Origin of the sequence: Streptomyces sp. NPDC052496 (genome assembly GCF_040679095.1) — a bacterium.
Classification (GTDB): Bacteria; Actinomycetota; Actinomycetes; order Streptomycetales; family Streptomycetaceae; genus Streptomyces.
The window spans coordinates 116,828-130,409 of sequence record NZ_JBFAUH010000014.1; the positions used below are offsets into that span (position 1 = coordinate 116,828).

At 72.4% G+C, this 13,582-nt stretch carries 16 protein-coding genes; 11 read left to right on the forward strand and 5 right to left on the reverse strand.

What is annotated here, in order from left to right; genetic code table 11:
- Nucleotides 1-232 precede the first annotated feature (232 nt).
- The 5 genes from AB0L45_RS20000 (at nucleotide 233) to AB0L45_RS20020 (ending at nucleotide 5,012) form a co-directional block, all read left to right on the forward strand.
- Nucleotides 233-877 carry a DedA family protein gene (locus tag AB0L45_RS20000; protein ID WP_365841845.1) on the forward strand — a complete coding sequence of 215 codons (645 nt, stop codon included), beginning with the start codon at nucleotides 233-235 and terminating at the stop codon, nucleotides 875-877.
- Between the two features lie 633 nt (nucleotides 878-1,510).
- A complete protein-coding gene (locus tag AB0L45_RS20005) occupies nucleotides 1,511-2,536 on the forward strand; it encodes an alpha/beta hydrolase-fold protein (protein WP_365841614.1) in 1,026 nt (341 codons plus the stop codon).
- A 193-nt stretch (nucleotides 2,537-2,729) separates the two neighbouring features.
- Nucleotides 2,730-3,263 carry a gamma carbonic anhydrase family protein gene (locus tag AB0L45_RS20010; protein ID WP_365841617.1) on the forward strand — a complete coding sequence of 178 codons (534 nt, stop codon included), beginning with the start codon at nucleotides 2,730-2,732 and terminating at the stop codon, nucleotides 3,261-3,263.
- Between the two features lie 103 nt (nucleotides 3,264-3,366).
- Nucleotides 3,367-4,329 carry a non-homologous end-joining DNA ligase gene (gene ligD / locus AB0L45_RS20015; protein WP_365841619.1) on the forward strand — a complete coding sequence of 321 codons (963 nt, stop codon included), beginning with the start codon at nucleotides 3,367-3,369 and terminating at the stop codon, nucleotides 4,327-4,329.
- 383 nt (nucleotides 4,330-4,712) lie between these two features.
- A complete protein-coding gene (locus AB0L45_RS20020; protein WP_365841622.1) occupies nucleotides 4,713-5,012 on the forward strand; it encodes a hypothetical protein in 300 nt (99 codons plus the stop codon).
- A 314-nt stretch (nucleotides 5,013-5,326) separates the two neighbouring features.
- On the opposite strand, the gene AB0L45_RS20025 is transcribed toward AB0L45_RS20020, so the two are convergent.
- Together AB0L45_RS20025 and AB0L45_RS20030 are read right to left on the reverse strand one after the other, a co-directional pair.
- A complete protein-coding gene (locus tag AB0L45_RS20025) occupies nucleotides 5,327-5,659 on the reverse strand; it encodes an STAS domain-containing protein (protein ID WP_365841624.1) in 333 nt (110 codons plus the stop codon).
- 73 nt (nucleotides 5,660-5,732) lie between these two features.
- Nucleotides 5,733-6,776: a Ppx/GppA family phosphatase gene (locus AB0L45_RS20030; RefSeq protein ID WP_365841626.1), complete on the reverse strand. Its 1,044-nt coding sequence runs from the start codon at nucleotides 6,774-6,776 to the stop codon at nucleotides 5,733-5,735.
- A 232-nt stretch (nucleotides 6,777-7,008) separates the two neighbouring features.
- On the opposite strand from AB0L45_RS20030, the gene AB0L45_RS20035 reads away from it, so the two are divergent.
- From AB0L45_RS20035 to AB0L45_RS20045, 3 genes are all read left to right on the forward strand, one after another.
- The gene (locus AB0L45_RS20035; RefSeq protein WP_365841628.1) at nucleotides 7,009-7,758 is read left to right on the forward strand and encodes a GAF and ANTAR domain-containing protein; all 750 of its coding nucleotides are present in this window, start codon (nucleotides 7,009-7,011) and stop codon (nucleotides 7,756-7,758) included.
- Nucleotides 7,759-7,968: 210 nt separating this feature from the next.
- Nucleotides 7,969-8,364 carry a DUF2795 domain-containing protein gene (locus AB0L45_RS20040; RefSeq protein ID WP_365841630.1) on the forward strand — a complete coding sequence of 132 codons (396 nt, stop codon included), beginning with the start codon at nucleotides 7,969-7,971 and terminating at the stop codon, nucleotides 8,362-8,364.
- 63 nt (nucleotides 8,365-8,427) lie between these two features.
- Entirely contained in the window at nucleotides 8,428-8,895 is a 468-nt protein-coding gene (locus AB0L45_RS20045; RefSeq protein WP_365841632.1) for a DUF5709 domain-containing protein, read from the forward strand.
- 29 nt (nucleotides 8,896-8,924) lie between these two features.
- Here AB0L45_RS20045 and AB0L45_RS20050 read toward each other — a convergent pair whose 3' ends face one another.
- Nucleotides 8,925-9,965, reverse strand: coding sequence for a Ku protein (locus tag AB0L45_RS20050; RefSeq protein WP_365841634.1), 1,041 nt, complete (start codon nucleotides 9,963-9,965; stop codon nucleotides 8,925-8,927).
- A 145-nt stretch (nucleotides 9,966-10,110) separates the two neighbouring features.
- Here AB0L45_RS20050 and AB0L45_RS20055 point away from each other — a divergent pair, with 145 nt between their 5' ends.
- The 3 genes from AB0L45_RS20055 to AB0L45_RS20065 are packed head-to-tail and all read left to right on the forward strand — an operon-like array spanning nucleotide 10,111 to nucleotide 12,208.
- Complete coding sequence (locus AB0L45_RS20055; protein ID WP_365841636.1) at nucleotides 10,111-10,995, forward strand: SDR family oxidoreductase; 885 nt, start codon at nucleotides 10,111-10,113, stop codon at nucleotides 10,993-10,995.
- A 53-nt stretch (nucleotides 10,996-11,048) separates the two neighbouring features.
- On the forward strand, nucleotides 11,049-11,168 hold the full coding sequence (locus AB0L45_RS20060) for an LPFR motif small protein (RefSeq protein ID WP_275126499.1): 120 nt from the start codon (nucleotides 11,049-11,051) through the stop codon (nucleotides 11,166-11,168).
- Nucleotides 11,165-12,208, forward strand: coding sequence for an SDR family oxidoreductase (locus AB0L45_RS20065; RefSeq protein ID WP_365841638.1), 1,044 nt, complete (start codon nucleotides 11,165-11,167; stop codon nucleotides 12,206-12,208). Before AB0L45_RS20060 ends, AB0L45_RS20065 begins: the two co-directional genes overlap by 4 nt.
- Before the next feature lie 25 nt (nucleotides 12,209-12,233).
- Here the strand turns inward: AB0L45_RS20065 and AB0L45_RS20070 are convergent, their stop codons facing one another.
- Nucleotides 12,234-12,839: an NAD(P)H-dependent oxidoreductase gene (locus AB0L45_RS20070; protein WP_365841640.1), complete on the reverse strand. Its 606-nt coding sequence runs from the start codon at nucleotides 12,837-12,839 to the stop codon at nucleotides 12,234-12,236.
- Nucleotides 12,840-12,995: 156 nt separating this feature from the next.
- The gene (locus AB0L45_RS20075) at nucleotides 12,996-13,487 is read right to left on the reverse strand and encodes a DUF6328 family protein (protein ID WP_365841642.1); all 492 of its coding nucleotides are present in this window, start codon (nucleotides 13,485-13,487) and stop codon (nucleotides 12,996-12,998) included.
- Between the last annotated feature and the right edge of the window lie 95 nt (nucleotides 13,488-13,582).

Below are 13,582 nucleotides of genomic sequence, written 5' to 3' on the forward strand. Positions count from 1 at the left end.
CGGAGAAAGGCCCGGTCACCGGCTCGCTGCCCGATGCGTCACCCCGGCCCGTCGCACCCGCTGCGACGGGCCGGGGTCATGCCGCCGGGCCGGCGGGACGGCCCGAAGCGATCGAGTAGGCTTCCCGGGCGCGCCGTGGCGCGCGCGGGAAACGCGATCATCGACGGCGTCGCCGGACGCCGGGCGGCGGCCCACGGGGGCCGGACACCTAGTGGAGGATGCGGCGTTGCAGATGGAATGGCTGGAGACGGTACCGGCCGTGAGCGTGTACCTCCTGGTGGGGTTGGTCATCGGCCTGGAGAGCCTCGGCATTCCGCTGCCCGGTGAGATCGTCCTGGTCAGCTCGGCGCTGCTGGCCGCGACGCAGGACCACATCAACCCGCTGGTACTGGGTGCCTGCGCGTCCGCCGGCGCGATCATCGGGGATTCCATCGGCTATCTGATCGGCCGCAAGGGCGGACAGCCGCTGGTCAACTGGGCCGGGCGGAAGTTCCCGAAGCACTTCGGGCCCGACCAGGTCGCGATGGCCGAGGAGAAGTTCGACAAGTGGGGCATGTGGGCGGTCTTCTTCGGCCGCTTCATCGCCCTGCTGCGCATCTTCGCCGGCCCGCTCTCGGGTGTGCTGAAGATGCCCTACTGGAAGTTCCTCATCGCCAACGTGCTCGGCGGCATCGTCTGGGCCGGTGGCACGACCGCGCTGATCTACTACGTGGGCGTCGTCGCCGAGTCCTGGCTCAAGCGGTTCTCCTGGGTGGGCCTGGTGGCCGCGGTGCTGTTCGGTATCGGCTCGTTCGTCCTCATGAAGCGGCGCGCGGCGAAGGCGGCGGCCCGGCGCGAGGCGACCACGGCCAAGCCGGCCGACGCGATGGCGGAGTGACGGGCGGACCGTCCGTCAGGTGAGGTGGAGCCCGCGGTAGGCCCCGGAAGGGGCCGCTGCGGGCTCTGTCGTGTGCGGCGGCACCTGTGGCGGCGACGGTGACGGTGACGGTGCCGGCGACGTGTACGACACGGGCCGGTGTGTCCAGGTCGGCGTGCCGGGTGGCGCGGGCGGCGAGTGTGCTCTTCCCCACGTTCGCGGGTCCGGCCACGGTCACCAGCGGCGCCCGGGCGAGCAGCTCGCGCAGTGCGCCGCGCTCCGCCGCGCGCTTCAAGATCCCAAGAGGCGGCGGGTTTTCGGGCCCTGTGCCCACCGGTCACCCCGTCCGCGGCGCCGCTTCGTGCCGCGCCGTCGCCGTCCGGAAGAACACGGTGCCCGGAGCCGACAGGCGAATCAACCACAACCCGGCATACCGATCGAGGGAACCTGAACCCGCCTTTCGACATCCATACCCTCGGAAACGCACGACGGCGTGCGCGACCGTGACGCCGTTGTTCGGCGGGCGGCCGGACCGGTGCCCCTGGGGGAGCCGCGGGCGGCCGGCCGGCGGATCTTATTCTGGTGTCTTTCGCCTGAAGCGGTGGAGGTGGCCCGCTGCCCCGCCGGACACGAGTCTGCAAGGAGTTCGTCCCGATGAAGCGCCTGCGTACCAGTACCGCGGCCGTCGCCGCGGTGAGTCTGTTGGCGATGGGGCTCGTGGCCGGCTGCGGCAGCAAGGACCGGGACGAGGTCGACGCCTCCCACGTGCCGCAGCTGCGGCAGCAGGCGCGCGAGGCGAGCAGCGGGAGCGCCAAGGTCGTGATGCCCACCGGGCCGCGGTCGCACTTCGTGACCCAGCGCACCACGGGTGACGACGGGACGAAGATAGTCAAGACCCGGTGGCACGGTAAGAAGTCGGGGTTCACCGGTGACATATGGGCCTGGGTGCCGCCGCAGTACAACGAGCCCCAGTACGCCAAGAGCGCCTTCCCGGTCCTCATAGCGCTGCCGGGTTCCTACGGGTACCCGAACAATTACTGGATCGGCGGTGACTTCAAGCTGGAGGAGAAGATCGCCGAGTGGTCGCAGTCCGGCAAGACGCTGCCGTTCATCCTGGTCATGCCGGTGCTGAACCCGAAGAAGAAGTACCACGACGGCAGTGACATCCCGGGGCAGCCGAAGATGGGCACCTGGCTGACGGAGGACGTGCCGGCCTTCGCCCGCGCGAACTACCGCACGTACGACAACCGCGACGGCTGGGCCTTCATGGGGTCCTCCTCGGGCGGCTTCGCGGGCCTGAAGGCCGTACTGAAGTACCCGAAGAAGTTCAAGGCGGTCATCGCGAACGGGCCCGACACCGTGCCGGACTCGCCGATGTGGAACGGGCACCCCGCCGAGAAGCTCGCCAACGACCCGCGCCGGCTGGCCGACCAGCTCAAGGCCAACGGCGGCCCCGAGGTCTACGTCGCCTTCGAGCTGGGATCGAAGGAGGAGGCGGTGCCGTACGTGAAGAAGTTCATCCGGGAACACACCGGCGGCCCCATCCACCACACGCTGTTCGAGATCCCCGACGGCAAGCACAGCGGCCACACCTACATCCAGCGGATGCCGGAGTCGCTGCACTGGATCAGCGAGCAGATGCTCGGACCGGTGCCGATGGAGAGCCGGCCGAAGTCCTGAACCGAGCCGTGCGGGGGCGGTGGGGGCCGTGATGGTGGTCCCGTCCGGTCCGTGACGGCGGTCGTGTCGGGTCCTTGATCACGGTCCCGCCCGCGGCCCCCGTGGGCCCGGTCCCGCCCGCGGCCCCCGTGGGCCCGTCGCTTACTGTGCCCCCAGGCGCGAACCCGAACGGTCCGGCAGCGAGGAGTACGGCATGGAGCAGCGAGCACTGATCGCGGGCGTGGGCGGCAAGGAGCCGTCGGTCGACCCGGCGGCCTTCACGGCGCCGACCTCCGTCGTGATCGGCGAGGTCACGCTGGGCCCGGGAGCCGGTGTCTGGTACCACGCGGTGCTGCGCGCCGACTGCGGCCCGATCGTGCTGGGCGCGGACAGCAACATCCAGGACAACTGCACCGTGCACGTGGATCCGGGCTTTCCCGTGACGGTCGGCGAGCGGGTCTCGGTGGGGCACAACGCCGTCCTGCACGGCTGCACGGTCGAGGACGACGTACTGATCGGTATGGGCGCCACCGTACTCAACGGTGCGCACATCGGCGCCGGATCGCTGGTCGCGGCGCAGGCGCTGGTGCCGCAGGGGATGCGGGTGCCGCCGGGTTCGCTGGTCGCAGGGGTGCCCGCCAAGGTCAAGCGCGAGCTGACCGAGGAGGAGCGCGACGGCATCCGGCTGAACGCCACGATGTACGTGGAGCTCGCGAAGAGCCACCGCGCGGTGGCGGAGGACCGGTAGCGGCTGCCGCGCGCTCCCGGTCCGCGACCTCCGGCCGGCTCGGCCCCGCGCCTGACGCCCGCGCCCGGTGGCCGGGCTCGGGGCGGCGGCCGATCATCGGGGCATGGCCCCGTCCGCGGCGTCGTCCGCCCTCAGACCCATGCTGGCCACGCCCGGTCCGCTGCCCGCCGTGGCGGAGGAGGGGGAGTGGGCGTTCGAGACGAAGTGGGACGGGGCGCGGTGCCTGGCCGATGCGCCGGGGGACGGGACGCTGCGGCTGGTCACCCGGGCGGGCAACGACGCGACGGGGACGTACCCCGAGCTGGCGCCGCTCGGTGAACGGCTGCGCGGCCGGTCCGCGGTCCTGGACGGCGAGGTGGTCGTCCTGGACGACGGCGGACGGCCGGACTTCGGGCGGCTCCAGCGCCGGATGGGCGTCACCAGCCGGCGCCGCGCGGCCGCCCTGGTCGCGGACCACCCGGTCCACCTCGTCCTGTTCGACGTCCTGCGCCTCGACGGGCTGCCGCTGCTGGAACTCCCGTACGTGGAACGCCGCGCCGCCCTGTCCGGGCTGGGGCTCGGTGACGGGCCGCACTGGTCGGTGCCGGCGTACGTGACCGGCCACGCGCGGGCGACCTGGCAGGCGACCCTGGACGCCGGCTTCGAGGGGGTCGTCGCCAAACGGCTGACCTCCCGCTACGCCCCCGGCGTCCGGTCCTCCGAGTGGCGCAAGACCAAGCACCTGGTGACCCTCGACGTGGTCATCGGCGGCTGGACGGAGGGCCGCGGCGGCCTCGCCGGGCTGCCCGGCGCGGTACTCGCGGGCGTGGACGAGCCGGGCGGGCTGCGGTACGTCGGCTCCGTGGGGTCGGGGCTCTCCGGCCGTGAACGCCGGGAGCTGGCCGGGTACCTGGACGTCGTACGGCGGGACACCTCACCCTTCGTGAACGCGGTCGACGTGCCGGGCGCCCACTGGGCGGAGCCGCGGCTCGTCGCCGAGGTCACCTTCTCCGGATGGACCTCGGCCGACCGCCTCCGGCAGCCGACCTGGCACCGCCTGCGGCCCGATCTCACCCGGCTGGACTGAGGCCGCACCGAGGGCGGACTGAGGGCTGAGGACTGAGGAAGGCGGGCACGGTCGTCCGAAGGCGGACGCGGTCGTCCGAAGGCGCGCACGGTCGTCCCGGAGCGAGACGATCGTCCGAGAGCGGGCACGGTCGTCAGGTCCGCGCAAGTCGCCGAAAGGCTTTCCACGCCGGAACGGGTGGGCGCCGCCGCCCGGGTGCACTGCGCTGACCTGGCGGTTCCCCGTCCGGCGGGCCCCGGGAACGTCGGCCGGAAAAGTCACTGTCCGCGGGACCGGTGGAGTGGTCGCGCGCGCCCGGTGGTTTGCCCCGTCGCCCCAGGGTGACCCGGCAGACGACGTAAAGCTCCAGCCAGCGTGTACGACCGGCAAGGAAGGGAGCGGCCATGCCCTTGCTCGCCGCCCTCTGGCCTCTGGCGATGCTCGGACTCGTGATCGCCCTGGGCCGGTACGAAGACGCCCTGCTCCGTCCCCGTCGGCCGCACCGGCCGCCCTCCGCCGAACCACCGGACGCGGCGGCTCGCGGGCGGCAGTACCGCAGGCCGGGCCCGTACGGCCGGGCCGCCTCCATCGACCGGTACCGGCATTCCTCGCCGCTGAGCCGGCTGCCCGCCCATCCGCTGGTGCTCCGGTCCGGGGCGCCGCAGCGGCTTCCCCGGCGTCACGGCGACCGGCCGTCGTCCTGACCGGCTGTCGTCACCCCGTCCGGCTGTCGTCGTCCCGTCCGGCTGTCGTCGTCCCGTCCGGCTGTCGTCGTCCCGTCCGGCTGGCGTCCCGACCAGCTGTCGTCCTGTCCGGCTGCCGCCCTGACCTGTCGGCCGTTCGGCGCTCGGCAGCCGGCGACGGCGGAAGGGGGAGCGGCGCCGGCGGCTGTGGTCTCAACCGGCCCGGCGCCTGCCTTCCGGCGGCCGCTTGCGGAAGGCTGGGGGACGGGTAACTCATCGCCCCAGTCGGTAAACACCCCTTTTGAGTGACGGCCGGGACGAGCTGTTCCGTACGGTCATGCCGCGGCGAGGGCGTCCGCCAGCGAGCTGTGCAGCGGGATGGTGCGGTGCACCCCGGTGAGCCGGAACGCCTTGCGGACCATGGGGCGGTCCGCGGCCACGCTCAGCGTCACCCCGCGCTCCCGCGCGGTCCGCTGGCAGCTCAGCAGGGTCTGGAGCCCCGCCACGGTGATGATGGGGGCGCGCAGGTCGATGACGACCCCGTTGGCCTCGGGTTCGCGCAGCAGGCCCTGGAGTCCGGCGGCGACCTGGCCGTTGTTGGCGATGTCGATGATCTCGGGAACCTCGATCACGAGGCGGTCGGCGATGTGGTAGTTCGACAGGTGCATGATGACTCCAGCACGGGCGCGGAACGCCCGGTGCGGTTCGGCTCGGATGATATGGGCGTACGGACGTGCACGGTCAGCGGACCGACTCCGGGGCGAGCGGCAGGCGCCGTGGTACGCGCGGCGCGGCGCCGTTGCCGGGCGCGCCGCCGGCCTCGATGTCCCCGTACCGCGCTACCGGATTCGGCCACCAGTCCTGACCGCCCTGCTCCAGGTGGCGCAGCAGTACGCCCTCGCGCAGTGCCCACGGACAGATGGTGACCTCGTCGATCCCCATGCTCTTCATCGCCTGGTGGGCGACGACGGCCCCGGCCGGTGCCTGGCGGCAGCGGGCGGCCGAGATGCCGGGCAACTGCGCCCGCTCGGCGGCGGTGAGCGCCGACAGCCGCCGTACCGCCTCCTTGAGGTCCGTACGGGCCAGCCGGCGCGTGACGAACGGGCCGTCGCGGCCGGGGGCGGCTCCGCACAGCCGGGCCAGCTGCTGGAACATCCGGGACGTGGCCACCACGGTGTGCGGCTCCTCCCAGCGCACCCGGGCCGCCACGTCCTTGAGCGTCGCGCGCACGTACCGGCGCAGTTCCCGCAGCGCCTCCCGGCCGGGTCTGCCCTTGCCCGGCAGGAACTCCCGGGTCAGCCGCCCCGCGCCCAGGGGCAGGGAGAAGGCGAAGTCCGGCAGGGCGCCGCGGCCGAACGCGACCTCCAGCGAACCCCCGCCGATGTCCAGCAGCGCCATCGGACCGGCCTGCAGCCCGATCCAGCGCCGTGCCGCGCGGAACGTCAGCTCCGCCTCCACCTCCCCGGGCAGCACCGCCAGCCGCATGCCGCTCGCGGCGCGCACCGTCTCCAGCACCTCGTCGCGGTTGGCCGCGTCCCGGACCACCGCCGTGGCGTACGCGAACAGCCGGTCGCAGCGCCAGCGGTCCGCCTGCTCCCGGGCCTGCGCCACCGCTGCCGCCAGCCGCTGCGCCGCCTTCGGGGGCACCGTTCCGTCCCTGGCCACGTGCTCCGCCAGATGGACCGGGTCCTTCAGGGAGTGCGCGGGCAACGGCACGCCGCCGACCACCTCGCTGATGAGCAGATGTACGGAGTTGGATCCGGCGTCGAGGACGGCTAAGCGCATGTCTGAGCGGGTACCCCATCCGGCCCGTTTCAGCGCCTCAGTCCCAGTCCGGTCCCGGCGCACGCGCGGCCCGGTCGCGGCCCGGTCCCGGCCCGTTCGGGCGCCTGCTGCCGGAGGCGGTGGACAGGCGCGTGTACGGCCGGTTCCGGGATACCCGAGGAGGCATATCCGGGGCGCCATACCCGCCCATGAGCGGTAGCCGCGGGTGCGGCAGGCCGAAGGGAGAACCGTCATGTCAGCCTCCGACCGGGAAGAATCGCTGATCACCGCCCTGCTCGAACTCGCCGACCCGGCCGCGGGCGAGGACACGACCGGCCCCTTGGAACGGCTCGCCGCGTACTGCGTACGGCTCCCGGGAGTGCAGGCGGGCGGCGTACTGATGGCGCGCGATCAGGAGCGGCCCGCGCTGGCGGTGGGCTTCGGAGACGCGGGCAGCCCGCTTCAGCGCGTCCAGGCCGCACTCGACGAGGGCCCCTGCCGGGACGCCTGGCGTACGGGGAGGAGGCTCACCGACGTACCGCTGGGCCACCCGGACTCCCGGGCCCGCTGGCCGCGCTTCACCACCCAGGCGCTGGACGAGGGCTTCAGCGCGGCCACCGCCCTGCCGGTGCGCTACCGGAGCAGGCGGCTCGGCTCCCTCAACTTCTTCCACCAACACCGGGCGCTGGCCCAGCGGGAGGTCACGGCGGGCCAGGCGCTGGCCGACGCCGTGGCGATCGGGCTGGCGTACCGCACGGACCTGCGCGAACTCCAGAGCCTGCGGGACCGGACCGGGCAGCTCCAGACCGCCCTGGACAGCCGGATCGTCATCGAACAGGCCAAGGGCGCGCTCGCCGAGCGCCAGGGGCGGACACCCGACGACGCGTTCCAGGTGATGCGCGGTTATGCCCGCGCCAATCAGCGCAAGCTGACCGAGGTCGCCCGGCAGGTCATCGGCGGGCCGGCCGACTCCGGTCCGTTCGCCCGGCCCGGAACCGGCTGACCGGACGGCCCGTACCCGGCTCCGGGCCGCTGACCGGCGGATACGTCCCCGGCCCGGTCGGCCGGGAGCGGGCGCCGCCCTCGTTCGCTCTCGGCTTCGGGCTGTTTCGCACGAGGGCCGACGGGCACTCCGTAACGCAAGGCACGGGAGGGCTCGGACGTGCGGGGCGGGGACGGAAAGCAATCGGTGAGTCCTGGAGGCAGAAAAGCAATGGATCACGGTACGAACAAGGCCGGCCCGGCCCGGGACGACATGATGAAGAAGGAGCTCCAGGGCGAATTGAAGGCCGACCGGGCACTGCGCGCCGAAGAGGCCCATGAACTGGAGCCGTCGGGAGAGGACCAGCCCCCGGTGAGCCGGACCGCCGGTACCACCGCGCCGGGCAGCGTCCCGGACGGTATGACGCCGGAGGCCGTGGAAATCCGTACCGAAATGGCTCAGCACCTGGGCCGCAGTCTGTATCCGGCCGACCGCGACACCATCATCGGCACGCTCCGGCGCAACCACGCCCCGGACCGGCTGGTCGCGCTGGCCGAACGCCTTCCGGAGAACGAGCGGTACGAGAACGCGCAGCGCATCGTGGAATCACTGGGGCTCAGCAGGTAACGGAACCCCCGACCGCGAGAACAGCACCCGGAAAACCGTCACTGCGCTGGAAAGAGAGCTGTCATGTCCGATGAAGCGATGGGCGACGAGGTCTATCAGCCGGCCGCGTCCGACAAACAGGGACTGTCCGACGAAGTCGACATGGAGGACGCCATCGACGAGCCGGACTACGACGAGATGCTGGACCAGGGGTATTCGCCCCCCGAAAAGCCCCTGGCGGTGAACCGGACGGGCACCACCGCGAATGAGCAGCGCGCGGGCGAGAGCCTCGACGAACGGCTCGCCAAGGAGGAACCGGACGTCGAGCCCCCGGACGGCGACGGCATCGGCGACCAGCAGGACGCCGCGGGCGAGCCCGTCGACCGCCAGGTGGGGGACGAGCGCGCCGGGCGGATGACCGGCACCGACGAGGGCGACGCGCTGCGGCTGCGCAACGACGAGGTGGGCCGGGACGTCGGCATCGACGGCGGGGCGGCGTCGGCCGAGGAGGCCGCGGTGCACATCGTCGACGATCCCGACCTCTCGCGCTGACGGCCCGGCCGGGCGCCCGCCGCCGCGGGTCAGGAGGCCTTTTTCGCGCGGTTCCGGCCGCCGCCGCTGCCGGAGAGCGCTTCGACGAGATCGTCCCGCGTCATCGAGGACCGGCCCTGGACGCCGGCCTCGGTGGCGCGTTCGTACAGCTCGGCCTTGCTGAGCTGAGAGAGGTCGGTGGCGGACGGCCGGCCCGCGCCCTTCCCGCCGGGACGGTTTTCCGAGCGGCTTCCGGAACGGCGCTTCGCCGCCACCGCCTTCGGCTTTCCTCCCTCGCCCTTCCCTTTCCCCGAGCCCCTGGCCGAATCCACACTGGCCTGCAACGCGCTCATCAGGTCCACCACATTCGTGGACTCCGGCGCCTCCTGCGCCTTCTCCACCGTTTCGCCCTTGCGTTTGGCCTCGATCAGCGCGCGTACCTTCTCCTGGTACGTGTCGTGGTACTCCTCGGGCCGCCACGCGGTGCTCAGGGCCTCGACGAGCTGCACCGCGGTCTTCAGCTCCCGCTCCGGAATCTTCGTCCGGCCGGGCAGGTCACCGATCTCGTCGCGCGGGTCGCGGATCTCGTCCGCCCAGTGCAGGGTGTGCAGCGTGAGGATGTCGCCCTCCGCCTGCACCGCGACGAGATATTCGCGGTGCCGCATGACGAAGGTGGCGACACCGGCCTTGTTGGACTCCTTCAGGGCCTTGTGCAGCAGGGCGTAGACCTTGCCGTAGTCCTTGCCCCGCGGGCCCAGATAGTACGTGGTGTCGAAATAGACCGGATCCACGTCGTCGAGGTCCACGAATCCGCTGATCTCCAGCGCCTTGGAGCGGCCGGGTGCGATGTCGTCCAGTTCCTCCGGCTCGACCAGGACGTACGCGTCGCCCGCGTCGACGCCTTTGACGATCTCCTCGGCGGGCACCTCTTTCCCGGTGCGCTCATTGACCCGTTTGTTGCGGATGCGGTCGGACGTGCCGCGCTGGATCTGGTGGAAATGCACGGTGTGGCTCTCGGTCGCCGCGTACATCCGTACCGGCAGATTGACCAGCCCGAAAGACAGGGATCCGCTCCAAATGGCTCGTGCCATGGCCTGCACCACCTCCGCGACCATCGCACGCCGGTTACCGGCCCGCCGCATCCCGGCAGCGGCACACGGCGGGGAGGAAACCGCCACGTGTTCCCGCGCGCAGGACGGGTACCGCGTAGACCACAAGCGTTTGGAGGTATCCACGATGACCGGTAACGACCAGCGAAATCCCGTGGAAGAGCACCCGAAGCCGGAATTCCCCCAGCAGGACCAGCCGCATCCGGGCGCGACGGAGGACATGACGCCGCGCCCGGACCACGGCGAGACGTCGTACGAGGGCTCGGGGCAGCTGCGGGACCGCCGCACGCTGATCACCGGCGGTGACTCGGGCATCGGGCGCGCGGTCGCGCTCGCCTTCGCCCGGGAAGGGGCGGATGTCGCCTTCACCTATCTGGAGGAAGAGGAGAAGGACGCCCGGGAAACCGCCCGGCTGGTCGAGGAAGCGGGGCAGCGGGCCCTCGCGGTGTCGTGCGACATCCGCGAGGAGGAACAGTGCCGCGCCCTGGTGGACCAGGTGGTGCGGGAATTCGGCCGTATCGACGTCCTGGTCAACAACGCGGCTTATCAGATGGCGCAGTCCGAGGGTATCGAGGGCATTTCCACGGAGCAGTTCGACCGGGTGGTGCGCACCAATCTTTACGGTATGTTCTGGCTTTCCAAGATGTCGCTGCCGCACATTCCCGAGGGCGGCAGCATCATCAACACCACGTCCGTCCAGGCGTACCAGCCGAGCCCGCACCTGCTGGACTACGCGACCACCAAGGGCGCCATCGTCACCTTCACCCACGCGCTGGCCGGCAACCTCGCCGAACGCGGTATCCGTGTCAACGCGGTGGCGCCCGGGCCGGTGTGGACCCCGCTGATCCCCTCGACGCTGCCGGACACCACCGAGTTCGGCAAGCAGAGTCCGCTGGGGCGGGCCGCCCAGCCCGTGGAGATGGCGCCCGCGTACGTCTTCCTCGCGTCCCAGCAGGCCAGTTACATCACCGCGGAGATCGTCAACGCGACCGGCGGCACGCCGCTGCCCTGACCGAGCGCCGCGACCGGAGCGCCACCGCCGTACCGCAGCCCAGGGAGGTTCCCATGCTCAGCGCCATCGCCGACGTGTTCCGCGCCATCGGAAGCACGCTCGCCTCCGTCGTCACCCTGCCCTTCCGCGCCCTCGCCCGCCTCTTCGGCGGCGCCTCGCGCGGTGCCCGGTGAGCCGCCGCAACCGGCCCGCCGGACCGCAGACCGTCGTCATCACCGGAGCCAGCGCCGGGATCGGCCGGGCCACCGCCCGGCTCTTCGCCGCGCGGGGCGCCAATGTCGCGCTGGTCGCCCGCGGCCGGACCGGGCTCGACGCCGCGGCGGCCGAGGTCGAGGAGCGGGGCGGCCGGGCGCTGGTGCTGCCCACCGACGTGGCCGACGCGGACCAGGTCGAAGCGGCGGCGCAGGCGGCGGAGGACGCCTTCGGGCCGATCGACGTGTGGGTCAACGACGCCTTCAGCACGGTGTTCGCGCCGTTCACGGAGGTCGGCGCGGAGGAGTACCGGCGCGCCACCGAGGTGACGTACCTCGGGTTCGTCAACGGCACCCGGGCCGCGCTGCGGCGGATGCTGCCCCGCGACGCGGGCGCGGTCGTGCAGGTCGGCTCGGCGCTGGGCTTCCGCTCGGTACCCCTGCAGTCGGTGTACTGCGGTGCCAAGCACGCCATCAACGGCTTCACGTCCAGCCTCCGCACCGAACTGCTCCACCAGGGCAGCCACGTGGCCGTCACCGTCGTCCAGATGCCGGCCGTCAACACGCCGCAGTTCGACTGGGTGCTGTCCCGGCTGCCGAAGACGCCCCGGCCGGTGGCCCCGGTCTACCAGCCGGAGGTCGCCGCCCGGGCCGTGCTGTACGCGGCGGCGCACCCGCGGCGCAAGCAGTACTACGTCGGCGCCTCCACCGTGGCGACCATCCTCGCCAACCGGCTCGCGCCCGCCCTGCTGGACCGCTATCTCGCCCGTACGGGGTACGACTCGCAGCAGACGGACGAACGGGCGGACGCGGGCCGGCCGGAGAACCTGTGGCAGCCGGCCGACGGCCCGGACGGCACCGACCACGGCGCGCACGGCGTCTTCGACGACAGTTCCCATCCGCACTCGCCCCAGGCGGCCCTCGCGCGCCACCCCGTGCTCGTGGCAGCCGCCTCGGCGGCGGCGGGTGCGGCGGTGACCGCCGTACTGGGGCCGGCGCGGCGCAACCGGCGCGGCCGCTGATCCGGCGGCCCGCCGGCCGGTGCCGTCACGACGACGGCGGGAAGGAGTACTGGCGCAGCAGCCGCACCAGGTGCACGGCGTTCACGGCGAGCGTGCGCGTCGTGGACGCGACGGTCTTCGGCCGCTCGTCCAGGTCCTGGTAGTCCGTGCCGTGCTGCGCCTCGCCCACCCAGTACGTGACGGCGTTCGGCGCGAGGGAGAAGCCGAGGTCGTTGAGGCCCTGGAAGAGGTCGGCGCTGACCTTGTGCGCGCCGTCCTCGTTGCCGACCACCGCCACGGCGCCGACCTTGCCGTACATCAGCTGCCGCCCCTGATCGTCGGTCTCGGAGATGTCGGCGTCCAGCCGCTCCAGCACCCGCTGGCACAGGCTGGACGGGTGCCCGAGCCAGATCGGGGTGGCCAGCAGCACGATGTCGGCCGCCAGGATCTTCTCGCGCAGCCCCGGCCACGCGTCGCCGTTGCCCATGTCCACCGCGACGCCGGGACGCACGTCGTGGTCGGCGACGCGTACGGACTCGCACTGCACCCCGAGACCGGACAGTTCGGCCAGCACCTGGTCGGCCAGCAGCTGGCTGCTGGAGGAGGTGGGGGAGGGGTTGAGGGTGCAGACGAAGGCCAGGGCGCGGATCATGGCGGCTCCTCGGGGTCGACAGGGGGAGAGCACACCGTGGTGCTCCGGTCACCTGTGGTGTGGACGCTACCCCGGGTGCCCGCGGCCCGCCGTCCGACACGGGGCCGACGGACGGGGCGGACGGACGGGGCAGCGGGGGCGGGCCGGTCCGGCGGCTCACTTGTCGCCCGCGTAGCGGTGCCGCGCCCAGGCGGGCAGCGCGAACCAGCACAGCAGGAACCACGCCACCACACCCGAGACGATCCACGGGACGGCGCTGTCGTGCAGCGCGATGCGCAGGATGAGCAGGAACGCCGAGACGACCGTGGCGAGCAGCAGCACGATGCCGACGATGGTCAGCCGGGACGCCCAGGTGACCGTCTGCGGCTTCAGGTGCTGCCCGGTGACGAACCGGTGGAAGGCGACCGGCCCGATGAGGGCGCCGTTGGCCGCCGCGCCCAGGCACAGCGTCACCACGTAAATCGCTTTGTCGACCGGCAGGAGGGTGGCGAAGCGCGGGGTGAAGACCACGGTGAGCAGGAAGCCGAAGAGGATCTGCACACCGGTCTGGGCCACCCTGACCTCTTGCAGCAGCTCGGTCCACCGCCGGTCGGCGCGCTCCTCGGCCGACTCGCGACGGCCGTCGGCGGCCTGCGCGGCGGGTTCCATGTCCCAACGATAGGCGGGCCGCCGGGCCCTGTCCCGTCGGCGCCGGGCCGCCGGTGGGGTGAAGATCACAGGGGGTGGCGGGGCCGGTGCCGCAC